The sequence below is a fragment of the Pseudomonas sp. W17 genome (genome assembly GCF_040268305.1).
Lineage (GTDB): Bacteria > Pseudomonadota > Gammaproteobacteria > Pseudomonadales > Pseudomonadaceae > Aquipseudomonas > Aquipseudomonas protegens.
In genome coordinates this window covers 6,307,225-6,331,070 of sequence record NZ_CP158490.1, presented here as the reverse complement: position 1 = coordinate 6,331,070, position 23,846 = coordinate 6,307,225, and the positions used below count along the sequence as shown (strand labels likewise).

22 protein-coding genes are annotated in these 23,846 nt (G+C 64.2%); 7 read left to right on the top strand and 15 right to left on the bottom strand.

Features of this window, described 5'->3' with window-relative positions:
- Positions 1–87: 87 nt before the first annotated feature.
- The 3 genes from dxs to ABCR88_RS29100 all read right to left on the bottom strand — a co-directional run bounded on the left by dxs (position 88) and on the right by ABCR88_RS29100 (position 3,228).
- Positions 88–1,989: a 1-deoxy-D-xylulose-5-phosphate synthase gene (dxs, locus tag ABCR88_RS29110; RefSeq protein ID WP_337155291.1), complete on the bottom strand. Its 1,902-nt coding sequence runs from the start codon at positions 1,987–1,989 to the stop codon at positions 88–90.
- A gap of 112 nt (positions 1,990–2,101) precedes the next feature.
- Positions 2,102–2,989, bottom strand: a complete 888-nt coding sequence (gene ispA / locus ABCR88_RS29105; RefSeq protein ID WP_011063725.1) for a (2E,6E)-farnesyl diphosphate synthase — start codon at positions 2,987–2,989, stop codon at positions 2,102–2,104.
- Complete coding sequence (locus tag ABCR88_RS29100) at positions 2,986–3,228, bottom strand: exodeoxyribonuclease VII small subunit (RefSeq protein ID WP_011063724.1); 243 nt, start codon at positions 3,226–3,228, stop codon at positions 2,986–2,988. Before ABCR88_RS29100 ends, ispA begins: the two co-directional genes overlap by 4 nt.
- Positions 3,229–3,596: 368 nt before the next feature.
- Here ABCR88_RS29100 and ABCR88_RS29095 point away from each other — a divergent pair, with 368 nt between their 5' ends.
- The 7 genes from ABCR88_RS29095 (at position 3,597) to nirK (ending at position 15,025) form a co-directional block, all read left to right on the top strand.
- The gene (locus ABCR88_RS29095; protein WP_019092777.1) at positions 3,597–4,388 is read left to right on the top strand and encodes a DUF2135 domain-containing protein; all 792 of its coding nucleotides are present in this window, start codon (positions 3,597–3,599) and stop codon (positions 4,386–4,388) included.
- Between the two features lie 37 nt (positions 4,389–4,425).
- On the top strand, positions 4,426–6,138 hold the full coding sequence (locus ABCR88_RS29090) for a DUF2138 domain-containing protein (protein WP_350023278.1): 1,713 nt from the start codon (positions 4,426–4,428) through the stop codon (positions 6,136–6,138).
- Complete coding sequence (locus tag ABCR88_RS29085; protein WP_015637191.1) at positions 6,123–6,782, top strand: DUF1175 family protein; 660 nt, start codon at positions 6,123–6,125, stop codon at positions 6,780–6,782. The genes ABCR88_RS29090 and ABCR88_RS29085 overlap by 16 nt, the downstream gene beginning before the upstream one ends.
- On the top strand, positions 6,779–11,356 hold the full coding sequence (locus tag ABCR88_RS29080; protein WP_350403760.1) for an alpha-2-macroglobulin: 4,578 nt from the start codon (positions 6,779–6,781) through the stop codon (positions 11,354–11,356). Before ABCR88_RS29085 ends, ABCR88_RS29080 begins: the two co-directional genes overlap by 4 nt.
- A gap of 1 nt (position 11,357) precedes the next feature.
- Positions 11,358–13,001: a DUF2300 domain-containing protein gene (locus ABCR88_RS29075; RefSeq protein WP_350403759.1), complete on the top strand. Its 1,644-nt coding sequence runs from the start codon at positions 11,358–11,360 to the stop codon at positions 12,999–13,001.
- A gap of 3 nt (positions 13,002–13,004) precedes the next feature.
- Positions 13,005–13,823 carry a DUF2135 domain-containing protein gene (locus ABCR88_RS29070; protein ID WP_015637188.1) on the top strand — a complete coding sequence of 273 codons (819 nt, stop codon included), beginning with the start codon at positions 13,005–13,007 and terminating at the stop codon, positions 13,821–13,823.
- A 113-nt stretch (positions 13,824–13,936) separates the two neighbouring features.
- On the top strand, positions 13,937–15,025 hold the full coding sequence (nirK, locus tag ABCR88_RS29065) for a copper-containing nitrite reductase (RefSeq protein WP_015637187.1): 1,089 nt from the start codon (positions 13,937–13,939) through the stop codon (positions 15,023–15,025).
- Between the two features lie 33 nt (positions 15,026–15,058).
- Here nirK and ABCR88_RS29060 read toward each other — a convergent pair whose 3' ends face one another.
- From ABCR88_RS29060 to ABCR88_RS29005, 12 genes are all read right to left on the bottom strand, one after another.
- On the bottom strand, positions 15,059–16,141 hold the full coding sequence (locus ABCR88_RS29060; RefSeq protein ID WP_019092772.1) for an alpha/beta hydrolase-fold protein: 1,083 nt from the start codon (positions 16,139–16,141) through the stop codon (positions 15,059–15,061).
- Positions 16,142–16,267: 126 nt separating this feature from the next.
- Complete coding sequence (locus ABCR88_RS29055) at positions 16,268–16,717, bottom strand: DUF3828 domain-containing protein (RefSeq protein WP_011063716.1); 450 nt, start codon at positions 16,715–16,717, stop codon at positions 16,268–16,270.
- A gap of 10 nt (positions 16,718–16,727) precedes the next feature.
- A complete protein-coding gene (locus ABCR88_RS29050) occupies positions 16,728–17,099 on the bottom strand; it encodes a hypothetical protein (RefSeq protein WP_011063715.1) in 372 nt (123 codons plus the stop codon).
- Positions 17,100–17,175: 76 nt separating this feature from the next.
- Entirely contained in the window at positions 17,176–17,484 is a 309-nt protein-coding gene (locus ABCR88_RS29045) for a GGDEF domain-containing protein (RefSeq protein ID WP_350403758.1), read from the bottom strand.
- Between the two features lie 157 nt (positions 17,485–17,641).
- Positions 17,642–18,118 (bottom strand): hypothetical protein, encoded by a 477-nt coding sequence (locus ABCR88_RS29040; protein WP_015637184.1) that lies wholly within the window; start codon positions 18,116–18,118, stop codon positions 17,642–17,644.
- Between the two features lie 52 nt (positions 18,119–18,170).
- Complete coding sequence (locus ABCR88_RS29035) at positions 18,171–18,560, bottom strand: hypothetical protein (protein WP_350023274.1); 390 nt, start codon at positions 18,558–18,560, stop codon at positions 18,171–18,173.
- 15 nt (positions 18,561–18,575) lie between these two features.
- Positions 18,576–19,103 (bottom strand): inorganic diphosphatase, encoded by a 528-nt coding sequence (ppa, locus tag ABCR88_RS29030; RefSeq protein WP_011063696.1) that lies wholly within the window; start codon positions 19,101–19,103, stop codon positions 18,576–18,578.
- Between the two features lie 217 nt (positions 19,104–19,320).
- The gene (locus ABCR88_RS29025) at positions 19,321–20,133 is read right to left on the bottom strand and encodes a M90 family metallopeptidase (protein WP_015637182.1); all 813 of its coding nucleotides are present in this window, start codon (positions 20,131–20,133) and stop codon (positions 19,321–19,323) included.
- 5 nt (positions 20,134–20,138) lie between these two features.
- A complete protein-coding gene (locus ABCR88_RS29020) occupies positions 20,139–20,795 on the bottom strand; it encodes a DedA family protein (RefSeq protein WP_011063694.1) in 657 nt (218 codons plus the stop codon).
- Between the two features lie 242 nt (positions 20,796–21,037).
- On the bottom strand, positions 21,038–21,496 hold the full coding sequence (locus ABCR88_RS29015) for a GNAT family N-acetyltransferase (RefSeq protein ID WP_011063693.1): 459 nt from the start codon (positions 21,494–21,496) through the stop codon (positions 21,038–21,040).
- A 106-nt stretch (positions 21,497–21,602) separates the two neighbouring features.
- Positions 21,603–22,427 (bottom strand): ethanolamine ammonia-lyase subunit EutC, encoded by an 825-nt coding sequence (gene eutC, locus ABCR88_RS29010; RefSeq protein WP_041120010.1) that lies wholly within the window; start codon positions 22,425–22,427, stop codon positions 21,603–21,605.
- Positions 22,428–22,438: 11 nt separating this feature from the next.
- Positions 22,439–23,833 (bottom strand): ethanolamine ammonia-lyase subunit EutB, encoded by a 1,395-nt coding sequence (locus tag ABCR88_RS29005; protein WP_011063691.1) that lies wholly within the window; start codon positions 23,831–23,833, stop codon positions 22,439–22,441.
- Positions 23,834–23,846 lie beyond the last annotated feature (13 nt).

The window sequence follows — 23,846 nt, the reverse complement described above, 5'->3', positions numbered from 1 at the left end:
CAAAGTGGGAGAGGCTGCACAGTGAAGGCCAAAAAGCGACGCCCGCATGGCGGGCGTGCAACAGCGGCTACAGCTGGCCGTTGTGGATCAAGCCAGGCCCAGCAGCGCCAGGCGCTGGCGCACCGAGGCCTCGATGCCGGCTTCGTCGAGGCCGCACTCGGCGAGCATCTGCGCCGGTTTGGCGTGCTCGACGTAGGCGTCCGGCAAGCCCAGGTGGAGGATCGGCTTGAGGATGTTTTCCCGTGCCAGGTACTCGCTGACCGCGCCACCGGCGCCACCCATGATGGCGTTTTCCTCGATGGTCACCAGCAGTTCGTGGCTGCTGGCGATCTCGCGTACCAGGGCTTCATCCAGTGGCTTGACGAAGCGCATGTCGACCACCGTGGCGTCGAGTTTCTCGGCCACTTGCAGGGCTTCGGCCAGTTGCACGCCGAACACCAGCAGGGCCACTTGCCTGCCCTGGCGGCGGATCACGCCCTTGCCGATCTCGATCGGTTCCAGGCTCTTGTCGATCGGTGCGTTGGGGCCGGTGCCGCGTGGGTAGCGCACGGCCGCAGGGCCGTTGTACAGGTGCCCGGTGCTGAGCATCATGCGCAGCTCGTTCTCGTCGCTCGGGGTCATCACCAGCATGCCGGGGATGCAACGCAGGTAGGAGAGGTCGAAGCTGCCGGCGTGGGTCGGGCCGTCTTCGCCCACCAGGCCGGCGCGGTCGATGGCGAACAGCACGTCGAGGTTCTGTACCGCCACATCGTGGATCAGCTGGTCATAGCCGCGCTGGAGGAAGGTCGAATAGATCGCCACCACCGGCTTGGCGCCCTCGCAGGCCATGCCGGCCGCCAGAGTCACGGCGTGCTGCTCGGCAATTGCCACGTCGAAGTAGCGCAGCGGGAAACGCTCGCTGAAGGCCACCAGGTCCGAACCTTCCTTCATCGCCGGGGTGATGCCCACCAGGCGCGGGTCGGCGGCGGCCATGTCGCACAGCCATTCGCCGAACACACCGGAGTACTTCGGCCCGCCGGCCTTTTTCGGCGCGGCCGCCGGGGCGTCCAGGGGTTCCAGCTTGGTGATGGCGTGGTAGCCGATCGGGTCGACTTCCGCCGGGGCGAAGCCCTTGCCCTTCTTGGTCACCACATGCAGGAACTGCGGGCCCTTGAGGTCGCGCATGTTGCGCAGGGTGGCGATCAGGGTCGGCAGGTCATGGCCGTCGATGGGGCCGATGTAGTTCCAGCCCAGTTCTTCGAACAGGGTGCCGGGGACCAGCATGCCCTTGGCGTATTCTTCGGTGCGGCGAGCGATTTCCCAGGCCCCGGGCAGGCGCGACAGCACTTTCTTGCTGCCTTCGCGCATGCTGGCGTAGGTGCGGCTGGAGAGAATCTTGGCCAGGTAGTTGGACAGCCCGCCGACATTGCGCGAGATCGACATGTCGTTGTCGTTGAGGATCACCAGCATGTTGGCGTCCACCTCCGGCGCGTGGTTCAGGGCCTCGAAGGCCATGCCCGCGGTCAGGGCGCCGTCGCCGATCACGGCGATGGCCTTGCGCTCGCTGTTCTGCAGGCGTGCGGCGATGGCCATGCCCAGGGCAGCGCTGATGGAGGTACTGGAGTGGCCGACGCCGAAGGTGTCGTACTCGCTCTCGGAGCGCCGCGGGAAGGCGGCCAGGCCGTCTTTCTGGCGCAGGCTGGCCATATGCTCACGGCGCCCGGTGAGGATCTTGTGCGGATACGCCTGGTGACCCACGTCCCACACCAGCCGGTCGTCCGGGGTGTCGAACACGTAATGCAACGCGATGGTCAGCTCGATGACCCCGAGGCCGGCACCGAAGTGCCCGCCGGTCTGGCCGACCGTATAGAGCAATTCCAGGCGCAACTCATCGGCCAGGGTTTCCAGCTCGGCTTCGCCTAACCGGCGCAGGCCGTCCGGCGTCTGGGCGCGGTCGAGCAGCGGCGTGGTCGGGCGTTTGCGGGGAATCTCATGAAACGTCGTGGGCATCAGGCGAATCGTTATAGGTATAGAAAGAGGCGGCAGTTTACCTTATGCATCGCAAGCTGCCCACGCAGAGCGCCGAACTTGGCCGATATGCGGTCCTGCTACGGACCGCCGATCAGCTGCGGCGTTCGACGATATAGCGCGCCAGCTCGCGCAGCGGCTCGGCCGCTGCGTCAAACGGACGCAGGGCATGCAGCGCCTGGTCGCGCAGTTCCAGGGCGTACTCCTTGGCTGCGGCCAGGCCCAGCAAGGCCGGGTAGGTCGGCTTGTCTCGGGCGATATCGGCGCCCTGGCGCTTGCCCAGGGTGGCGGTATCGCTTTCGACATCGAGAATGTCGTCCTGCACCTGGAACGCCAGGCCAATGGCCTGAGCGTAGGTTTGCAGGGCCTTGAGCTCGCCCTTTTCGGCCCGGCCGCTGGCCAGGGCGCCAAGGATCACGCTGGCTTCGATCAGTGCCCCGGTCTTGTGCCGATGCATGTATTCCAGGGCCTGCTGGTCCAGCTTGAGCCCCACGGAGCCGAGGTCGATGGCCTGGCCGCCGACCATGCCCGCCGGGCCCGCGGCCTGGGCCAGGGTGGTGACCATGCGCAGGCGGATCTCGGCGCTGGCGTCGCTCAGGGCCGGGTCCAGCAGGGCGCTGAAGGCCAGGCTCTGCAGGCCGTCGCCGGCGAGGATCGCGCAGGCTTCATCGAAAGCCTTGTGGGTAGTGGGCTGGCCGCGGCGCAGGTCGTCATCGTCCATGGCCGGCAGGTCGTCGTGCACCAGGGAATAGGCGTGGATCAGCTCCACCGCGCAGGCGGCGCCGTTGGCTTGCTCGGGCTTGCCGCCCAGGGCCTCGCAGGCGGCATAGGCCAGCAGCGGGCGCACGCGCTTGCCGCCATTCATCACGCTGTAGCGCATGGCTTCATAGAGGCGGGCAAGTTCGGGGCTAGGGGCGGTGAACAGGGTGTGCATTGCAGCGTCGACGCGGGCCTGGCTGGAGGCCTGATAGGCGGTAATCATTCCGGCTGTTCCGCATCGAAGGGCTGTTCCGCCAGTTCGCCATCGCGCTCCAGGAGGATCTGCACCTTCTGCTCGGCCTGGGCCAGGGCCGCCTGGCAATCGCGGGTCAGGCCGATGCCTTGCTCGAAGGCGGTCAACGAGTCTTCCAGCGACAGCTCGCCGTTCTCCAGACGCTCGACCAGGGTTTGCAGGTCGGCGAGGGATTGTTCGAAATCTAAGGCAGCTTTTTTGCGGGCCATGGCGGCTATCCCGGTTGACGTTAAACCGGCGCGACACTAGCAGACAGCGGGGTTTCGGGCAAATGAGAAGCGCCCGCTGGCGGGCTTCGGGCGGGGGGGCGTTGGGGGCGGGGGGCTGGGGTTTTCACGACGCGCATCGCTCCCGGGAGTGAAGGGGGTGATGGCGCTGTAATGGCACTTGCTGCGGGGGGTTCAGGGCATTGCCGATTCCCTCGCAAATTCCTTTTTCGGCAATTGTGCAACAGGCGCCAAGTCGCTAATCTGCGGCCTTTCCAACGCCCTTTGTTGCCGGGCACTCTTTCCGAATATTTGCAGCCGCGCCGAGGATCTGGCGCCAGGGTTTTCCCATGCATGGCAGGACGCATTACATGCGCGCTCTATCCTCCCTTCTGCTGACCTTGCTGCTGGCCGGGCCGGCATTCGCCGAGCCTTCTGCCGAGCTGCAGGAACCCCTGGCCGGCTGGCGTTATTCCGGCCTGCTGGACCGCACCGAGCAGGATCGCGTGGCCTATCCGACGCCGCCCATCGACCGCGGCATCCAGCGCAACCGCACCCTGATCGAAGGCCAGCTCAAGGCCATTGGCCATTTGCGCCAGCCCCACAGCCTGTCGGTCAACGGCAACCCGTTGAATCTCTATACCGACGAGCAGGGCCGTTTTGCCCGGCCCTATGCGTTCGGTGCCGGCTCCAACAGCGTCGAAGTGCGCAGCTCCGAGGGCAAGTCCCTCAAGCGCGTGCAGTTCTATGAAGCCAACCTGAACAAGACTCCACCGCGCATTCGCGTAGTGCTGGGCTGGGACGATCCCAAGGCCGAGCTGGACATGCACATCATTACCCCCGACGGTCAGCACGCCTTCTTCGGCCACCCCGGCCTGACCAATGGCGGCGGCCTGGACCCGGACGGCGTCGATGGCCCGGGCCCGGAAATGTTCACCATGACCGCACCGCTGCGGGGCACCTACCTGATCTACGTGAACTACTGGGGCAACTTCGGCAGCGGCGGATACAACTTCGACGAAGGCAGCAATCAGAACGAGGTGATCACCTCGCAGATCAACCTGATCCTTAACGAAAACACCGTCGATGAGAAACGCGAGACCTTTATCGTGCCCATGCGGGCCATCGGCGACCTGTTGCTGGTCAAGTCTTTCAACTATTGAACATCCCGCACCACGGATGAATTGGGCTTTGTGAATCATGAGCGAAAACACAGCATCCCCGGCAGCCGGCGTGCCCGGTACTGAACAACCCGCCAGCAAGCGGCGCTGGCCGGTCCTGGTCATGGGCCTGTGCCTGGTGGCGGCCGCGGCCACCGGCGTGGGCTGCAAGCCCAAGACTCCGGTGGCGGAGCTGGCCGGCGACAAGCTGGGCCTGAGCCGCCCCGACGGCCTGCTGGAAACCCATTCCCTGGCGCAGTTGCCCAAGGACCTGCTGGCGGTGCCTTTCCTCAAGGAAACCCTGACCGAGGATTTCGTCTTCTATTACCAGACCCACGCCGACCGCCTGGGCCTGATCGGCAGCCTGCGGCGGATCATCTACGAGCATGACCTGAAGCTGCAGGACAACCTGATCGAGCAGTTGTTCGACCAGCCGGCCGACGTGGCGCTGTGGCGCGGCGCCGACGGGCGTCTCAAGGACTTCCTGCTGGTGATGGACCGCGGCGGCTTGGCCAAGCTGCTGGAGCCCCTGGCCAAGGTGGCCCTGGATGACACCCAGTTGAGCAAGCTGGCGGACCTGAAGGTCGGTGGCGATGCGGTGACCCTGTACCAGTTGAATTACAACGCCAGCCGGTCCCTGGCATTCGCCTCCCACGGCGACAAGCTGGTGGTGCTGTCCAACCCCGCCAAGCTGTATGACCCCGCCACCGGCGCCGACGACGAGCATGGTGCGGTGTCCACCACGGCGCTGGAGGCCCTGCTCAACGGCGACAAACTGTTCCCCGAGGCCTTTGGCCTGGAGGCGCGCAAGCCTGAAGTGCAGCAGCGGCTGGCAGTCAACTCCAGTGTTTTGGCCATGGGTTACCAGCGCTTTATCCCCAACTTCGCCGGCCTGCGCTTCGATATGGACGACAAGGGCTGGCACAGCTACCTGGCCATGCAAGAGCAGGACAACCAGCCGGCGTTCGACTTCAAGCCGATCTGGCAGGCCATGCCCATGGGCGCCAGCGCCTGTGTAGCCTTGCCCCTGGCGGCGGAGCAGCAGAAGCCGTTGCTGGTCAAGCTGGGCGCCGAAGAAGCGGTGGCCACCACCCTGACCGAGCACATGGCCGGGACCGCCGGCCTGTGCTGGTACGCCGACTCGCGGCTGTACACGCCGCTGCTGGTGGCCAGCCTCAAGGACAAGGACAACGCCAAGCTCGATGCGGACCTGGGCAAGCTGTTCGGCTCCATGGTCGGCACCCGGGAAAGCAAGGTGGCGGAGCGCATCTTCCCGGTGGTCGAGCAGCAGAACGGCGACGTGCACCAGTGGCAGCGCCAGGTCAGTTCCAACTTCGGCCAGTACCCGGCCAAGGAGGCCAAGGACCCGCAAACCATCACCGGTCGCGCCTTCATGCAGGTCAGCCTGGCCCGCCATGGCTCGACCCTGGTGTTCTCCCTGGATGACAAGCTGGTGAACAAGGCCCTGGGCACCCTGGACAAGCGCTTCCCGCCCCTGGCGGACGTGGTGCCCAAGGATGCACTGATGCCGGTGTACCTGGGCCCGCAGTCCCTGGCCCAGCTGATCCAGCAGGAAACCTTCGACAGCCTGCCCCAGGACATGGAGCCGGTGTTCAACAACGCCGCGCAAACCTACCTGGTGCCCAAGCTGCGTACCCTTGGCGGTTATGGCAAGTACGCCCTGACCCTGCCCGAGGGCAGCGAGCCCGACGGTCGCTGGCAATGGCTGCCCCTGCAATGGCGTGCCCTGTGAGTGCACTGCGCAAAGGTCTGAGCAGCCTTGGCCTGTTGGCCTTGTTGCTGAGCAGCGCCGTGGGCGCGACCCAGGCTCCGCCGCTGGACGTGCAACAGTCCCAGGTGTTCCGTGCCTGGTTCGTGCGCATCGCCCAGGAGCAGTTGAGCCAGGGCCCTAGCCCGCGCTGGTACCAGCAGGACTGCGCGGGCCTGGTGCGCTTTGCCGCCAACGAAGCGCTCAAGGTCCACGACAACAAATGGCTGCGGGCCAACGGCATGTCCAATCGCTACCTGCCGCCGGAGCTGCAACTGAGCGAAGGCCAGCGCGGCCTGGCCCAGCAGTGGCAGCAGGGCGGCGGCCAGACCGGGCCCTACGTCAATGCCATCAAGCTGATCCAGTTCAACAGCCATCTGGTGAGCCGTGACCTGGGGCAGGCGCGCCCCGGTGATCTGTTGTTCTTCGACCAGGGCGACGACCAGCACCTGATGATCTGGATGGGCCGCAACATCGCCTATCACACCGGCACCACCACTCCCACCGACAACGGCATGCGCTCGGCTAGCGTGCAGCAACTGATGACATGGAAGGACACTCGATGGATACCCGACTCAGCCAACCCCAACTTCATCGGCATCTATCGACTGAACTTCCTCACCCAATGAGCGAATCCCGTATGTCCCGTTTTCTGTTTCGCCTGACCCTGGCCTTGACCCTGCTCACCCCCGTGGCCCTGGTCAACGCCGAAGACTCGGTGCCGCCCAGCGACTATGCGGCGGTCTCCGGCGAGAGTTTCTTCCTCCTGGCCGACAGCAGTTTCGCCAGCGACGAACAGGCCATGGTGCGCCTCGAAGCCCCGGGCCGTGACTACCGGCGCTTTCGCATGGAGCCCTATGGCGGCGCGGACATCCGGGTGTACCGGATCGACCAGCCGCTGGACTTTCTCAAGCGCCAGAAGAACCTGCACCGGGTGGTCAGCGACGGCCAGTTCAAGGGCGAGGGCCTGTCCAACACCCTGGCCTACCTGTGGGACAACTGGTACCGCAAATCCCGCCGGGTGATGCAGCGCGCCTTCTCCTACGAGTCACGCAAGCAGGTCACCGAAGAGGTGCCGGAACTGAAGGTGGGCAACTCCATGCTGGCGCCGACGCCGTATGACGCCCAGCCGCAATTCGCCCTGATCCCGGGGCTGCCCCTGGTGACCCAGTTCCGTTATCCGCTGTGGCAGGCCAAGCCGATCCAGCCGCCGGCCGGGGTAAACCTGTCCGGTTCCTCCAGCCAGTTCATCAACGTCGCCCCGGGCAACGTCTACATCCCGCTGGGGCAGCTCAAGCCCGGCCTGTACCTGGTGGAGGCCCTGGTGGGCAAGTACCGCGCCACCACCATGGTTTTTGTTTCCAACACCGTGGCGGTGAGCAAGATCGCCGGCGACGAACTGCTGGTCTGGGCTGCGGGCAAGCATGAAGGCAACTCGGTGCCCAAGGTCAATGTGCTGTGGACCGACGGCCTCGGTGTGATGAACAGCGGCGCCACCGACGAACAGGGCCTGGTGCGCCTCAAGCACGTCAGCCCCGAGCGCTCCTACGTGATCGGCGAAGACCAGGAAGGCGGGGTGTTCGTCTCCGAGAACTTCTATTACGACAGCGAAATCTACGACACCAAACTGTATGCCTTCACCGACCGGCCGCTGTATCGCCCGGGGGACTGGGTATCGCTGAAGATCGTCGGTCGCGAGTTCAAGAACGCCCGGGACTCGGTACAGCCGGGTGCGGGCACGGTGAACGTCAGCGTGCTGGATGCCGCCGGCACCGCCCTGCAGAACATGACCCTGAACCTGGATTCCAAGTCCGGCGCCCAGGGCCGCTTCCAACTGCCGGAAAATGCCGTGGCCGGTGGTTATGAACTGCGTTTTGGCTACAAGGGCCAGGTCTACAGCAGTGCCTTCCGCGTGGCCGAGTACATCAAGCCGCACTTTGAGGTTTCCCTGGCCCTGGCCAAGCCGGACTTCAAGACCGGCGAGCCGGTGAAGGGCAACCTGGTGCTGCTCTACCCCGACGGCAAACCGGTGGCCAACGCTCGCCTGCAACTGAGCCTGCGGGCCCAGCAGCTGTCCATGGTGGACAACGAACTGCAGTACATGGGCCAGTTCCCGGTGGAGTTGACCAGCGCCGAACTGACCACCGATTCCAAGGGCAGTGCGACCCTCGACCTGCCGGCGGCGGACAAGCCCAGCCGCTACATGCTCACCGTATTCGCCAGTGATGGCGCTGCGTATCGGGTCAAGACCACCAAGGAAATCCTCATCGAGCGTGGCGCGGCGAGCTTCAGCCTCAGCGCGCCGCAGCGTTTCAGCGCGGCCGGCGACAAGGTGCAGTTCAGCTACGCCAACCAGAACACCAGCGAGCAGAGCAAGAACGTCAAGCCGAGCCGCTACGGCTGGGTGCGCATGGAGGACCAGTCCACCGGCGAGGGCAAGCTGGCTGCCGCCGACAGCGGTTTCGCCCTGGCCTTCGAGCGCCCCGGTACCTACAACCTGACCCTGCGCGACGAGCACGATCGTGTACTGGGCGGCACCAGCCACTCGGTCACTGGCGAGGGCGTGAAAGCGGTGCCGGGCACCGTGGAAATCGTCCTCGACAAGCCCGAGTACAAGGCTGGTGACGAAGCCTTGGCGCTGATCACCTTCCCGGAGCCGATCAACGACGCCCTGCTGTCCCTGGAGCGGGACAAGGTCGAGGCCACGGCGCTGCTGTCCAAGGGCGGCGATTGGCTCAAGGTGGAAAAACTCAGCCCCACCCAATACCGCGCCCGGGTGCCGGTGAAGGACGGCTTTGCGCCGAACCTGACCTTTTCCGTGCTCTACACCAAGGGCGGCGAGTACAGCTTCCAGAACGCCGGGATCAAGGTGCTGACGCCGCAGATCGATGTGGCCATCCATACCGACAAGGACAAATACCAGCCGGGTGACATGGTCACCGTCGACCTGTCTACCCAGTTCGCCGGCAAGCCGGTGCCCGCACACCTGACGGTCAGCGTGGTGGACGAAATGGTCTACGCCCTGCAACCGGAAGTGGCGCCGAGCATCGACCAGTTCTTCTACCACCCGCGGCGCAACAATGTGCGCACCAGCGCCAGCCTGTCGTTCATCAGCTACGACGTGGCCCTGCCGGGCAGCCCCACCGCCCCGGGCAAGGCCAACCGCAGCGAACGCGGGGTCAAGGTACTGGAGCGTCCGCGGCGCGAAGATGTCGACACCGCTGCCTGGCAGCCGGAGCTGGTCACCGACGGCAGCGGCAAGGCGCGTTTCACCTTCCGCATGCCGGATTCCCTGACCCGCTGGCGCATCACTGCCCGGGCCATCGCCGATGACGGCCAAGTGGGGCAGAAAAAGCAGTTCGTGCGTTCCGACAAGGCCCTGTACCTGAAGTGGAGCGGTCCGACCCGCTTCCGCACGGGTGACAAGCCGGACCTGGGGGTATTCGCCTTCAGCCAGTCCGAACAACCCACCAAGGCCGAACTGGTGATCCATTACGCCGGTGAGTCCCAGCGCCTGCCGCTGACCCTCAACAGCGGCATCAACTATGTGGCGCTGCCGGCCATTGCTCCGGGCAATGGCGAGTGGAGCGCCGAGCTGGTGCAGGGCGGCAAGACCGTGGATGCCCTGGCGGTGCGCCTGGTGAGCAGTGCGGCCGGCTGGCAGAGCGTGCAGACCCAAAGCCTGGACGTGGTCACCATCAGCACGCCGCTGGGCCTGCCGGCCGATGCTGCGGACATTCGCCTGCGCCTGGACGACAGCCCGCAAGCGCTGTTCCGTTCGGCCCTGGATGACCTGCTGGAATACCCGTATGGCGGCGTAGAACAGACCGCCAGCCAGTTGCTGCCGCTGAGCGTTGCCTACCCGGCGCTGGCCAGCAATCCGCAGATCCGCGACCGGCTGCGGCTGATGATGCAGAACAGCCGTCTGCGCCTGGTGCACATGGCCGGGCCGGAAGCGGCATTCACCTGGTGGGGCGAAGATGCCGAGCCGGATGCCTTCCTCACCGCCTACGCCTATTACGCCGACTGGAATGCGAGCAAGGTGCTGGACCTGAACCTGCCGCCGGAGCACTGGCAGCGGGTGCTGGAGGTCTACGCCAAGCAGGCTGGCAATACGCCGTTGCTGCAACGGGCGCTGATCCTGTCGTTCGCCCGTGAAATGAAACTGCCGATCAACACCCTGGTCAGCGGCCTGATGGACGACCTGGCCAAGGCCGGTAGCGGCCCGGCAGCCAGCATGCAGGACAACGGCAGCGACAGCCTGGTGATGGACGATCCGGATTCGACTCTCGGCCTGGCCAGCGCCCGGGTGCTGGCCGCGGCCCTGGCGCGGGATGCCAAGGTCACGCCACCCGCGGCGTTCGTCGCCCAACTGGAAGCGGCGCAGCAGCAATTGGATATCAGCTCCCAGCCGTTCACCCAGGCCCTGAGCCTGTCGCTCAAACCGTTCGACCAAGGCGCGGCGCGTGCCTTGCTGCAACGCCTGCTGCCGTCGCAATCGACCCTGGAACGGGCCCTGGCCCTGACCTGGTTGCAGCGCAGCATCGCCCAGTCGACCCCGGCGGTGGCCTTGAACCCGGGGCAGGGCTGGCAACAGCGCCAGGGCGCCAGTGGTGAAAGCTACTGGCAGTGGCAAGGGGCGCAGGTGCCGACGGTACTGGCCCTGGGCTCTGTGCCGGAACGTCCGCTGCGGGCGTCGGTGAGCTACCTGAGCAAGCTGGACATGGGCACGCCGTCGCCGGTGAACATCACCCGCCGCCTGTTGCGCCTGGTGCCGGGGGACGAAGCCTTCACCTTCAAGCTGGAACCGGTGGGCAACAAGCCGATCGCCAGTGACGGCCTGTACCTGGACGAAGTGATCATCGCCAACGAAGGCAACCGGCCGCTGCTGTACGGCATGCTGGAAGTGCCGCTGCCGCCGGGCGCCGATGTCGAGCGCACCACCTGGGGCATCAAGCTGGCCGGCCCGGCCGGTACGGAGGCGGCGTCCCTGGAGAAGGCTCGCTCCGAACCGGGGCAGATGAGCTACGCGGTGCCGCTGGATGCGTTGAACGACGGCAGCGAAGTGCGCCTGCGCCATCTGGTTCGCTTCTCCCAGAAAGGCCAGTTCAATCTGCCGCCGGCACGTTTCTACCAGGTGTACGCACCGGAGCATCAGGCTCAGGAACGCACCCCGGCCCTGGGTCAGGTCACGGTCAAATAACATGGTGCGGTGCTGGGCCTGGCTATGTCTGTGTTTGCTTCCTGGGTGGGTGACGGCCCAGGACGAGCCCCTGCGCCTGGCCTGGAAAAACGCCCCGGACAGTGAGTTGGTGAGCCTGAGCAAGACCCAGGTTCTGTCTCGCGAGCCGTTGCCCAAGGATCTGCAAGCGCCCCTGGGCAGTGTCTGGAAACTCTTTGTCTACGCCTGGCTGGTGGACACCGGCGCCCAGGAGCCGGCCTATGCCTGCCAGGGCAAGTCCAAGGAAGAGGTCTACTGCTGTGCGGTGGGTGCCAGCATCGCCCGTGATCAGGCGCTGGTACGTTCCTGCGGTTTGTATTTCGAGCCCCAGCGCTTGCAACTGTCCGCCGCTGACTGGCGCCATTACTGGCGGGCCCGCAACGCTCCCGACTGGTTGCAGGACCTCAACCAGCTGCAGCCCCAGACCCGGGTCCCGGTGGCGGAGCTGCTGCAGGTGCTGGCGCTGTTGCCGGCCCGGGACACGGCCCGGCGCGTGCTGCTGGATGTGGTGCTCAATGCCGCCGACGGCGCAGTAGTGGGCGCCTTGGGCGGGCGCTTGCGGGTCAAGACCTGGAGTTGGCTGGCGGATCAGGACCCGCAGTCGCGCCAGGGTGGTTTTGCCGGCTGGCTGGTGGATGGCACACCGCTGTGGGTGGGCGGGCGTGGCACCAGCCAACGGGTGTTGAAGGACTACGCCCAGGCCCTGAACCAGGAACTGCCGGACAACCCGCCTGTGGATAAAGGCCGCTGTGTGGAGGTCAGCCTGTTTTCCCGCTACCCGCTCAAAAGCGTCAGCCAGGGCGGCCAGCCGGCTAAACCGGGTGCCTTGCAAGGGGATTACCGGGTGGAGTTTGCCAACGGCAACCAGCTGGATATCCACAGCGCCGGCGAGCTGTTCCTGCAGCAAGACCCTGCGGCCCAGCGACTGGTGGCGCGCCTGGACCGTGAGGAATATGTCGCTCGGGTACTGCAGCGCGAAGCCACCAGTGAGCCAGTGGAGGCCGCCAAGGCGCTGGCCGTGGCCATCCGTACCTACCTGTTGCAGAACGCCGGGCGCAGCGGCGAATGCCTGAGCATCGACGACAGCAGCAACCGCCAGCGGGTCGCGCCGCGCCCGGCCACTGCCCAGGCCCGGGCCATTGCCGCCTGGACCAGCGACCTGGTGCTGGCCGGCACTCAAGTCACCTATCACTCGGACCTGAAGGCGCCGGACAAACTGTCCTGGCAACAGGCCGTGGAGCAGGCCCGGGCCGGGCAACGCTACGACGCCATCCTGCTGCACGCCTATCCCCGGGCCAGCCTCAGCCGCTGGGACAACCCCGTGGCCTCCTGCGAACCCTTGCCGGCGGCCCAGGAGTGGCTGCTGCAGCAGCGCCGGCGCTGGCGCCAACCGCTGGAGCAAGAGATCGGCTACAACGAAATCAGCCAGTTCGCCGTGTGCCGCCTGAGTTTCGGCCGGCCCTACGTCGACCGTGAACGGCAACGCATCTATGTGCGGGGCGTGCTCTCGCTGCAAGACCGCCTCGACCTGACTCACGAATACCTGCACCTGGCCTTTGAAGCTCATCCCAACGGCCAGGATGAAACCTACATCGAAGGGCTCGCCCGTCATCTTTTATTGGAATAGGCCATGAAACTTCCTGCTCCCCCGGTCCTCCTGTTCCTTTGTGGAATGTTCAGCCTGCCCATGGCCCTGGCCGACAGCGGCATCCAGCTCGACACCCCCAAGGGCGGCTGGCGCACTCGAGCCATGGATGGTGAACAGTACATTCAGGAGGTCAACTACCCGGCCTCCTCGGTGAATACCCCCCAGGGCCAGGCCGATACTGCGCGTATTCGCGGGCAGATCAAGGGTGCGCCCAAGGCGAACAAAGAGCCCGGCAAGCTGATCGTCAATGGCGTCAGCATGCCGCTCAAGTTCGATGAGCAAGGCAGCTTCGACCGGCCGTACGCCTTCCCCAACGGCAGCAACAGCGTCGAAGTGCGCAGCCCGGATGGCCAGCAGCGCAAGCGCGTGCAGTTTCTCAACACCGGCGGTGGCGTGACCCCGCCCAAGTTGCGCGTGCTGCTGTCCTGGGACAGCGACAACACCGACCTCGACCTGCACCTGGTAACCCCGGACGGCGCGCACATCTGGTACGGCGACCGCGTGGCTCCCAACGGCGCGACCCTGGATGTGGACGTGACCACGGGCTACGGCCCGGAGATCTTCTCCATGCCGGCGCCGCTCAAGGGCCAGTACCTGGTCTATGTGAACTACTACGGTGGCGGTTATCGCAGTGACGACGATGAAGACGGCGGCCAGGAAAATGCCGTGCAGCCCCTGACCACCGCCCAGGTCACAGTGATTACCGAGGAAGGCACGCCGGATGAAAAGAGCGAGACCTTTGTGGTGCCGATGCGCGCTCCCGGGGAACTGACCCTGGTGCGCAGTTTCAGTTATCCATGACCGGGCTCAACAGATGCGCTTTCCCGGCCATCCGTTCATTGCCCTGAGACAATACGGGCCCCCGGTGTTTGCCTTGCAATGAATCACCATTCATTGGCAGGGAAATGCAGAACATGGGTGCTTTTCAATCGTGGTTGAAGTGCTGTGTAGTGGCCGGAAGCTGTGCCTCCAGCCTGGTGTTGGCCGCGGGCGCCGACGGTTTGCAGCGGGTCAAGGTGGACCTGGTGGCGCCGCCCCAGGTGCATGTTCATGAGCAGGCTGTCAGCGGGCCGCCGAAGGTCGTGCAGTTCCGCATGAACGTGGAAGAGAAAAAGATGGTGGTGGACGATCAGGGCACCACCCTGCAGGCCATGACCTTCAACGGCTCCATGCCGGGGCCGACCCTGGTGGTGCACGAGGGCGACTACGTCGAGCTGACCCTGAGCAATCCGGCCAGCAACAGCATGCCCCACAACATCGACTTCCATGCGGCCACCGGTGCCCTGGGCGGTGCGGCGCTGACCCAGGTGCTGCCGGGGCAGGAAGTGGTGCTGCGTTTCAAGGCTGACCGCAGCGGGACCTTCGTCTATCACTGCGCGCCGCCGGGCATGGTGCCCTGGCACGTGGTTTCGGGCATGAGCGGGACCTTGATGGTGCTGCCGCGCGAAGGCTTGCAGGACCCTGCCGGCAAGCCCTTGCACTATGACCGGGCCTACACCATCGGCGAGTTCGACCTGTACATCCCCAAGGACAAGGACGGGCATTACAAGAGCTACCCGGACCTGGCCTCCAGCTACCAGGACACCCGTGAAGTGATGCGTACCCTGACCCCGAGCCACGTGGTGTTCAACGGCCGTGTCGGCGCCTTGACCGGAGCCAACGCCCTGACCGCCAAGGTCGGCGAAAGCGTGCTGTTCATCCACTCCCAGGCCAACCGCGACAGCCGTCCGCACCTGATCGGCGGCCATGGCGACTGGGTCTGGACCACCGGCAAGTTCGCCAACGCCCCGCAACGCAACCTGGAGACCTGGTTCATCCCCGGCGGTTCGGCCCTGGCGGCGCTCTACACCTTCAAGCAGCCGGGCACCTACGTGTACCTCAACCACAACCTGATCGAGGCCATGGAGTTGGGGGCCCTGGCTCAGGTCAAGGTCGAGGGGCAGTGGGACGATGACCTGATGACTCAGGTAAAGGCCCCCGGGCCCATGACTCCGGCCAAGTGATAGCAGCCGGGGCTCAAGCCCCGGCACCTGGCATCAGAGGTTCAGGGCGAACTTCAGGTAGCCCGGATACACCTGGCGCCAGTCGTCCTGGAAGGTATGGCCTTGCTCATGCTCATGGCTCTGGACCTGGTTGCCGGGTTCCAGGGCCTGTTGCGTGGCGGCGGTGAGCTTCTGGTTGCTCTCGTGCTCCTTGGCGCCATGGACGATGACGATGCGCTTGTCCCGGGCCTTGGTTTCGCCGAAGGGAATCCGGTAGCCGCCGGGTGACAGCAGCAGCGCGCCGCTGTAATGCTGCGGGTACTCGGCGATCAGGTGCGAGGCGTGCTCGGCACCTTGGGAGAAACCCATCAGGACGATGCGCGAGCGATCGATACGGGTCTGCTTTTCCAGTTTCTTCAGCGCTGCGCTGACCGCTTCTTCGGTCGGTGCTACCGAATGCTGCTGCCACATGAATTGGTGCTCGTCGCGCTTGAGAGTGCCGTTGATGCCCACCAGCACGGCTTTTTCCCCCACAAGGTCCGTGCGCATGTCGATGCCGTCGCTGCCTTCGGTACCGAACCCCGATAGCCAGACCACTACCGGCCAGCCCTCGCTCGGGGCCTTGCCCTGGGGAATGCTGAAGGCCGCAAGGCCCGCATCCCTGGCCTTGGCCGGGTAGTTCTTCTCGGCGGCCTGCAACAGCTTCTTGTAGGCCGGGTCCTGCTGCAACGATTCCAGTTCGTCGTCTTCCTTGAGCAGCACCAGCTGCCAGAAGCCACGCTCGCGGGCCTGGTCGAGGTATTCGGCGGCGCGCTTGTTCTTGTCCATGGCCGCCAGGCTGCCGGCGGCCTGGTAGGAGGCGTAGGCATTCTTCGGGTCGAGGCGGGCAGCGGTCAGGTAGTAGGCGAGGGCGCCGGCGTAGTTGTCGTGCTGGCTCTTCTCATTGTCCCCGGCCTCGATGAAATCCGCTGGCGTGGCTTCGTCCAGGTACAGGTTGGCCATGCCGGCCAGGCCTTGCCAGCGCCCCTTGGCGACGTCCTGTTGTGCATCGGCATGGGCCCAGGAACTGCTGAGGCTGAGAACGCTGAACAGCGAGAGAAATGACAGGGGCAGGCGTACTGCGGCCGGCAACGACATGACTGAGAGTCCTTTTTCAGTGAAGGAGGTCCCGGGCCGTTGCCCGAAACGGCGCGCAGCTTAGCATGGCGGATCGCCCGGATGGACGACCCGCGCTGTGGCCGGAGTCAGCGCCGAAGCGGTAGGTCAATCGCTCTGGTCGGCAGTGGAAATCACTTCATCGATCTTCCAGCAGCCCTTGTCCTTGATCATCCGCACATCGACGATCTGGGTGGTGTCCGGGGTGTTGCCCAACGTCACTTGCTCCTTGGCGCTGGAGCCCTGGACTTGTGGTTCGCTGACCTTGATCTGGGTCAGCCACTCATCCATGTAGTCCTGGGCCTTGAGGAAGTAGTCCTCTTCCAGGCCGTCGGGGCTGGCCATCTGTTTCTTGATCTTGGTGATCAGCGAGTCGGAGACGTACTTCTTCATTTCCGCCACGTTGTCGGTCAACGGATCCTTGTCTTCGCTGAAGGTTTGCAGGTACCAGCTATAAAACGCCTGGGTTGCGGGCTTTGGCGAACTGGCGCAGTCGGCCAGGGCGACCGACTGATGCATCGCGACCGCTGCCAGAAGCGAGCAGAACAGCATTCTCATGGAGGACCCCTTACGGATGGCGATAGATTTTGTAGGCAGGTTTCTGCACCCGGTAGGAATGCCCCGGGTAGAAACCGTGCAGTTGCTTGAAGTCTGACACCCAGAGTGTGCCGTTGAACATCGCCATGTGACCGTGGGGGTGCCCTGGAATGGGCTGGATGATCACCACATCGCCCGCTGCGGGCGTCTGGCCGGCCGGCTGTTCGATGAAACCGGCAGAAGTCAATGATGAGCCGAAGTCCTTGGCCGAGTGCTTCCTGTGCAGAATCACCCCACCGCCACCGGCTTCGATCGCCTGGCGAGTATAGGCCGCACAGCGCCCCGTACTACCGGCGTGAGCGTGAGCGTTCAAGTGACTGATAGCGGCTTCTTTATTCCACATTCCTTGTCATCCGAGAGTCCTGGAGAGCGGCGAGTTTATTCTTGCCCAAGGGCGCCGGAAATACTGGCTAAGTGCCTTATTTGCCGCCTTTGGGGGGCGTATCACAGTTATCCCGCTGATTGGCAAAACCACGCAGGAGCCAGGCGGCCTGCTCATCGGTCGCGGCCAGGAGGCAGGTGAACTCTTCACCGCCAATGCGGGCAAATACGTCTTTTGTACCCAGGGTTTCTGCAAGCACCTGGCTGAATGCGACCAGCACCTGGTCGCCGGTCTGATGACCGTAGGCGTCGTTCAGGCGCTTGAAATGGTCCAGGTCGCACAGCAGCAAGGTCATTGGTGAGCACCGGCGCTGGCATTCGATCAGCATCCGCTCGCCATTGACCATGAACGCCCGGCGTTTGCATGTCCGGATTTCTCGTTAACGTCGCGCTCAAGGGGCAGGAGTCGAAGCCGGCCGCTGCAGAGCGGGCGAATTGCCATCAATGGGCGGGATTGTAGCGAGAACGTGAGGGCCTTGGTGTGGGGGCCAAGGAGTGAAGGGCCTAGCGGAACCTCCCGCAAAGCGCGTTGCCCTGGTAACCGTGCGCGATTGGCCCGAGGAACATGAATGGGCCACAGGCGTAGAAGTCCGAACTGACTTTCTGGTTCACATACAGCAACGCAGCTTCGGCGCCGTTTATATCGTTGCCGTATGAGGTGGCGCTGTAGGACTCGCAAACCGGCAGTTTCAGCGGGATTGGCAGGATCACGAGCAAAACGGTGGTGCCGCACCACTGGCGTTCGGCGGGGCTCTTCTGCGTGCGGGTGATGACCGGGGTCATGGAGTGGCCTACCAGCGTTTGGTGAGCGTCGGTCTTGGTGACTTGCCTTTCGGGCATATCCATCCAGGCACCCACGCACCCGCAAAGGCCAAGGGCTGTCAGCGCCGCCAGCAATGCACCGTTGATGGCTCGCCGCAGGGGCTGAAAATTCACCGCAGGGGATCTTGTGGGAGCTGCAAAGCTGCGTAGGTCGTGCATCCTGCACCTGCTGTAGGAGTGGCCGGTCCTTCCCGTGCCCGGGTTCCAGGCATTAAAAAGCCGGCTTGTGGCCGGCTTCTCGGGGACTGGCTTGGTTCATTTTTGGTAAACCGTACCAGCCTTCAAAACGTACACCCAGCTCTTGCGGCTGGCTGTGGGACTGGGCGAGAAAGTCATCCGCTTCGTCAGGCGCTCTGACCGCTTGAAGGGTCGATGCGCAAATGTGGGGCGCAGCATACGCATATTCGCCGGGAATTCCCAGTGCGAAGCGCGTTCCAGAGGCCTTGAAGCAATAAAAAGTGCGAAGAATATGTTGCTGGATGCGTGGTCTGCCGAGGAAGCGGTTCACCGGCAAGCCGGTGCCAGCAGGCAACTGGTGCTGCGTGCGGGCATAAAAAAGCCCCGGATGACCGGGGCTCTTTCTTGAAGCCTGTTGCTCCAAGCGTGCAGTTGCTTCTTAGCCTTTGTAGGCAGCAACCGACTTCAGGATCTCGGCGCGGGCTGCATCGGCATTGCCCCAACCGTCGATCTTCACCCACTTGCCTTTTTCGAGGTCTTTGTAGTTCTCGAAGAAGTGCTTGATCTGTTCCAGCAGCAGGGCTGGCAGGTCGGTGTATTCCTTCACGTCGACATACAGCTGGGACAGCTTGTCGTGTGGTACCGCGATCACTTTGGCATCGCCGCCGCCGTCGTCGGTCATGTTCAGGATGCCTACTGGACGGGCACGGATCACCGAGCCTGGCGCTACTGGGTAAGGGGTCACGACCAGTACGTCGAGGGGGTCGCCGTCGTCAGCCAGGGTGTTGGGGATGAAGCCATAGTTGGCCGGGTAGAACATCGGGGTGGCCATGAAGCGGTCAACGAACAGGCAGTCGCTGTCTTTGTCGATTTCGTACTTGATCGGCGCGTGGTTGGCCGGGATTTCGATAGCGACGTAGATGTCGTTCGGCAGGTCTTTGCCCGCCGGAATCTTGCTGTAGCTCATTGGGCGTTGCCCCCGTTAGTTGACCAAATGACTTGGCCGGATTGACCAAAAAGTGGCGGCGATTATAGACACACTCCGCTACCGATGCCACGTGCCAAGGGTCGTAGAACCTTGGTTGTACTGTGTTGCGGGCGTGTTCGGGTTTACCGAGCGACCGGCGGCCTGGTTGTCAGGTAACCGGTCTTCAGATGAACAGCTTAAATAGCGCGACAGGACATTAGTGGTGCGTTTGATAGACCGGATCTTCTGCTTGAAGTTGCTGTAACCGGGCCAGTGGATTCTGCCGATAAAACAGCTGTAGTTGTGCATAGACTTTCGGATAGGCCGCCACCAGCAAGTCCGGGGCGCTGAAGAAGTATTCGCTGGTGACGGCGAAGAATTCCGCCGGGTTTTCCGCGGCGTAGGGGTCGATGGCGGTTTCTGCGTCCGGATTGCGGTCCAACTGGTGGTTGAGGTCGTCGTAGGCGCTTTGCATCACTTGCGCCCACTCGCTGACCCGCATGTCGCTGTGCAGCGGCGGCAGGCCGTTGGCGTCGCCGTTGAGCATGTCCAGCTTGTGGGCCAGTTCGTGGATCACCAGGTTGTAGGCTTCCCAGCCACCGCTGGCCAGGACTCCGGGCCAGGCGAGGATGACCGGCCCCTGCTGCCAGGCTTCGCCACTGTGCTCGCCATCCCATTCGTGCTCGATACCGCTGGCGTCGCGATGGCGTTGCGGGCTGAGGAAGTCGTCGGGGTAAAGGATGATTTCGTGGAAGCCCTGATACCAGTTCAGGTCCCCCAGGTGCAGCAGCGGCAGCTGTGCCTGGGCCGCCAGTAGCAGGCGCTGTTCCTGATGCAGCTCGACCCCGGGCAGGGCGGTGAGGTGCTTGTCGTCGAGAAACAGCACGCTGGCCTCGCGCAGCCACTGGTCCTCGGCGGCGCTGATGCCGTCGAGGAAGGGCAGGTGCTGGCGTACCCGCTGCCAGGTTTCATCGCTGACCGGGTGCCTGGCCAGCCGGCGCTTGCGGCGCCAGGCGCTGAGGGACCACATGGTGCTTAGCGGGTTTCGGCTTTTTCGGTACTGCGGCCAAAACGGCTGCGCAGTACGCCAATGATCATCGGCACCAGGGACAGGAGGATGATGGCCACCACCAGCAGCGAGAGGTTTTTCTTGATGAAGGGCACGTTGCCGAAGAAGTAGCCCAGGGTCACCAGGCCGCCGACCCAGAGGATGGTGCCGGCCACGCTGAAAGCGAAGAACCGTGGGTAAGGCATGCGCGCCACGCCGGCGACGAAGGGCGCGAAGGTGCGGATGATCGGCAGGAAGCGCGCCAGGGTCACGGTCTTGCCGCCGTGCTTTTCATAGAAGTCGTGGGTTTTCTGCAGGTAGTCGCGGCGGAAGATCTTCGAGTTGGGGTTGCTGAACAGCCGTTCCCCTGCCGTTCGTCCAATCACATAGTTGGTGCTGTCGCCAAGGATCGCCGCCAGCATCAGCAGGCCGCCCAGCAGTACCGGGTCCATGCCGCCGCCTGCGGCCACCGCGCCGGCGATGAACAGCAAGGAGTCGCCGGGCAGGAAGGGGGTTACCACCAGGCCCGTCTCACAGAAAATCACCAGGAACAGGATGGCGTAGATCCAGGGCCCGTAGTTGGTCACCAGCATGTCGAGATAAACGTCGAGATGAAGGATTAGGTCGATCGGGTTGAAATCCATTGGGGCACCTGTGATGACAGCCTGGCTCGGCAGGCCTGTGCGATGACTCGGAGAAAGGGACTACAGGGGTGTGTAGCTTTTCTTACGATCCGAAAAGGTCGGCATTATAAGGGCTGACAAGTGAAATGCGTGTTCAGATTGTAGCGGGGCGTTTCGGCTTGGCCGGTGCTTGGTAGGTTGCCGGGAGGGCGCGCGTCAGGGGCGGAAATACCAAAGCGGCCCTGGGGCCGCTGTCTGCAGAGTCAGTCGTCGCTGAGGGGCAGGACGTAGTTCTTGAACTCGGTATCTTCGCGAAAACCCATGGACTCGTAGGTTTTGCGTGCCACTTCGTTGTTGCTGCTGGTGGACACCCGCAAGCGCACGGCGTTGGTTTCCTTGGCCATCTTCTTCGCGGTGCGCATCAGGTTGTCCGCCACCAGCTGGCGCCGGGCGTCTTCGGCAACGTAGATATCGTTGAGAATCCACACACGCTTGAGGGAGAGGGAGGAAAAGCTCGGGTACAGCTGGCAGAAGCCCAGCAATTTGTTGCTGTCGTCGTCGGCCAGGGCCAGGTAGATCACCGATTCCTTGCGCCGCAGGCGTTTTTCCAGGAAGGCCCTGGACGAATCCGGGTAGGGCAGTGCGCCATAGAATTCGCGGTATTTGACGAATAAGGGGGTCAACAGATCCAGGTGCTCGAGGGTTGCTTGAGTAATCCGCATGGTGGCTCTCAACTTCAAGTGGATGTGACGGCACAGGTTGGATGACTCGGGCAGCCGTGTTGCGATGCTGCCCAAAGCGGCGAAAAAGCGCAATCGTCTTGCAAAATCACGCTTGGGGCGGGCCCAGGAGGAAGTTGCCCTTCATATCTGCCGGCTCGTCGCTGTCCAGGGTCTGCACTTGCGCCTCGTCTTTGAGGTTCACCCCCGACAGTTGGCGGCGGCAGGCTTCACGCATCAGGTAGAGCAGGCGGTGAGCGGCCATGCCGTAGCTCAGGCCCTCCAGGCGCACATTGGAGATGCAGTTGCGATAGGCGTCGGTGAGGCCGATTTTCGGCTGGTAGGTGAAATACAGCCCCAGGCTGTCGGGGGAACTGAGCCCCGGGCGTTCGCCGATCAGGATCACCGTCATCTTCGCCCCCAGCAGTTGCCCGACCTCGTCGGCCACCGCCACCCGGCCCTGTTCCACCAGCACCACGGGCGACAGCGACCAGCCTTCGGCGGCGGTCTGTTCCTCCATGCGTGCCAGAAATGGCAGGGTATGGCGATGCACCGCCAGGGCCGACAGGCCATCGGCTACCACCACTGCCAGATCGAACCCGCCGGGATGGGCGCTGGCGTAGTCGCGCAGGGCCTGGGCCGAGTCGTCACTGAGCCGGCGTCCCAGGTCGGGGCGTTGCAGGTAGCTGTGGCGGTCGGTGGCGGCGCTGTGCAGCAGCAGGCTGTCACGTCCGCGCTCGGCCAATTGAGCGCTCAGGCCGGCGTGGTCGAAGGGCAGGTGCACGGCGTCCCGGGCCTGGGCGTGGGCGTATTGGAAGTCCAGTTGAGCATCGGTGGGCAGGCTGGTGCCGGTACGGCCCAGGGCAATGCGTGCCGGAGTCAGGCGGCGCAGTTCCAGCCAGGGGTTCTGCGAATCGGTCGGGTGTTTTTGCATGAGCCTGTTCCTTATCCCAACTGGGCCAGCGCCTGGCGGAAAGCCGGCGGCAGGTTGTTGCCGAAATGCACCTTGCCGTCGGCCTGGGTGAAGATGCCGGTCCTGGCCAGCCATTGCTCGAATTCGGGAGCGGGTTTCAGGCCAAGGGTCTGCCGGGCATAGAGCGCGTCGTGGAAGGACGTGGTCTGGTAGTTGAGCATGATGTCGTCGGACCCGGGGATGCCCATGATGAAGTTGATTCCTGCCACCCCCAGCAGGGTCAGCAGGTTATCCATGTCGTCCTGATCGGCTTCGGCGTGGTTGGTGTAGCAGATGTCGCAACCCATGGGCACGCCCAGCAACTTGCCGCAGAAGTGGTCTTCCAGGCCGGCGCGGATGATCTGCTTGCCGTTGTACAGGTACTCGGGGCCGATGAACCCCACCACGGTATTGACCAGGAACGGCTTGAAGTGCCGGGCCACGGCGTAGGCGCGGGTTTCGCAGGTCTGCTGGTCGATGCCGAAGTGGGCGTTGGCCGACAGGGCGCTGCCCTGGCCGGTCTCGAAATACATCAGGTTCTGCCCCAGGGTGCCGCGGTTCAGGCTCAGGCCCGCCTCGTAGCCTTCCTGGAGCACGTTGAGGTTGATGCCGAAGCTGGCATTGGCCGCTTCGGTGCCGGCAATCGATTGAAAGACCAGGTCCAGGGGCACGCCGCGATTGATCGCCTCGATGGAGGTGGTGACGTGGGTCAGCACGCAGGCCTGGGTGGGGATCTCGTAGCGCTGGATGATGGCATCGAGCATTTCCAGCATGGCGCAGATCGAGGCGATGCTGTCGGTGGCCGGGTTGATGCCGATCATCGCGTCGCCGTTGCCGTACAGCAGGCCGTCGAGAATGCTTGCGGCGATGCCCGCCGGCTCGTCGGTGGGGTGGTTGGGCTGCAGGCGGGTGGACAGGCGTCCACGCAGCCCCAGGGTGCCGCGAAACTTGGTCACCACGCGGATCTTCTGCGCCACCAGGATCAGGTCCTGCACGCGCATGATCTTCGACACCGCGGCGGCCATTTCCGGGGTCAGGCCCGGCGCCAGGGCCCGCAGGCTCTGTTCGTCGGCGGCGTCGCTGAGCAGCCAGTCGCGAAAGCCGCCCACGGTCAGGTGGCTGACCGTGGCGAAGGCCTCGCGGTCATGGGTGTCGATGATCAGCCGGGTGACTTCGTCGGACTCATAGGGAATCAGCACCTCTTCGAGAAAGTGCTTGAGGGGGATATCCGCCAGGGTCATCTGGGCGGCAACTCGCTCGCCGTCGTTGAGGGCGGCAACCCCGGCCAGAAAGTCGCCGGAACGGGCCGGGCTGGCCTTGGCCATGACGTCCTTGAGGCTGTCGAAGCGATAGGTCTGAGAACCTACGCTGTGGGAAAATTGGGCCATCTCAGTCTCCGTT

Coding starts and splice junctions, on each gene's coding strand:
- dxs (WP_337155291.1), bottom strand. CDS start 1,989: ATGCCCACGACGTTTCATGAGATTCCCCGCAAACGCCCGACCACGCCG.
- ispA (WP_011063725.1), bottom strand. CDS start 2,989: ATGATTACCGCCTATCAGGCCTCCAGCCAGGCCCGCGTCGACGCTGCA.
- ABCR88_RS29100 (WP_011063724.1), bottom strand. CDS start 3,228: ATGGCCCGCAAAAAAGCTGCCTTAGATTTCGAACAATCCCTCGCCGAC.
- ABCR88_RS29095 (WP_019092777.1), top strand. CDS start 3,597: ATGCGCGCTCTATCCTCCCTTCTGCTGACCTTGCTGCTGGCCGGGCCG.
- ABCR88_RS29090 (WP_350023278.1), top strand. CDS start 4,426: ATGAGCGAAAACACAGCATCCCCGGCAGCCGGCGTGCCCGGTACTGAA.
- ABCR88_RS29085 (WP_015637191.1), top strand. CDS start 6,123: ATGGCGTGCCCTGTGAGTGCACTGCGCAAAGGTCTGAGCAGCCTTGGC.
- ABCR88_RS29080 (WP_350403760.1), top strand. CDS start 6,779: ATGAGCGAATCCCGTATGTCCCGTTTTCTGTTTCGCCTGACCCTGGCC.
- ABCR88_RS29075 (WP_350403759.1), top strand. CDS start 11,358: ATGGTGCGGTGCTGGGCCTGGCTATGTCTGTGTTTGCTTCCTGGGTGG.
- ABCR88_RS29070 (WP_015637188.1), top strand. CDS start 13,005: ATGAAACTTCCTGCTCCCCCGGTCCTCCTGTTCCTTTGTGGAATGTTC.
- nirK (WP_015637187.1), top strand. CDS start 13,937: ATGGGTGCTTTTCAATCGTGGTTGAAGTGCTGTGTAGTGGCCGGAAGC.
- ABCR88_RS29060 (WP_019092772.1), bottom strand. CDS start 16,141: ATGTCGTTGCCGGCCGCAGTACGCCTGCCCCTGTCATTTCTCTCGCTG.
- ABCR88_RS29055 (WP_011063716.1), bottom strand. CDS start 16,717: ATGAGAATGCTGTTCTGCTCGCTTCTGGCAGCGGTCGCGATGCATCAG.
- ABCR88_RS29050 (WP_011063715.1), bottom strand. CDS start 17,099: ATGTGGAATAAAGAAGCCGCTATCAGTCACTTGAACGCTCACGCTCAC.
- ABCR88_RS29045 (WP_350403758.1), bottom strand. CDS start 17,484: ATGGTCAATGGCGAGCGGATGCTGATCGAATGCCAGCGCCGGTGCTCA.
- ABCR88_RS29040 (WP_015637184.1), bottom strand. CDS start 18,118: ATGCACGACCTACGCAGCTTTGCAGCTCCCACAAGATCCCCTGCGGTG.
- ppa (WP_011063696.1), bottom strand. CDS start 19,103: ATGAGCTACAGCAAGATTCCGGCGGGCAAAGACCTGCCGAACGACATC.
- ABCR88_RS29025 (WP_015637182.1), bottom strand. CDS start 20,133: ATGTGGTCCCTCAGCGCCTGGCGCCGCAAGCGCCGGCTGGCCAGGCAC.
- ABCR88_RS29020 (WP_011063694.1), bottom strand. CDS start 20,795: ATGGATTTCAACCCGATCGACCTAATCCTTCATCTCGACGTTTATCTC.
- ABCR88_RS29015 (WP_011063693.1), bottom strand. CDS start 21,496: ATGCGGATTACTCAAGCAACCCTCGAGCACCTGGATCTGTTGACCCCC.
- eutC (WP_041120010.1), bottom strand. CDS start 22,427: ATGCAAAAACACCCGACCGATTCGCAGAACCCCTGGCTGGAACTGCGC.
- ABCR88_RS29005 (WP_011063691.1), bottom strand. CDS start 23,833: ATGGCCCAATTTTCCCACAGCGTAGGTTCTCAGACCTATCGCTTCGAC.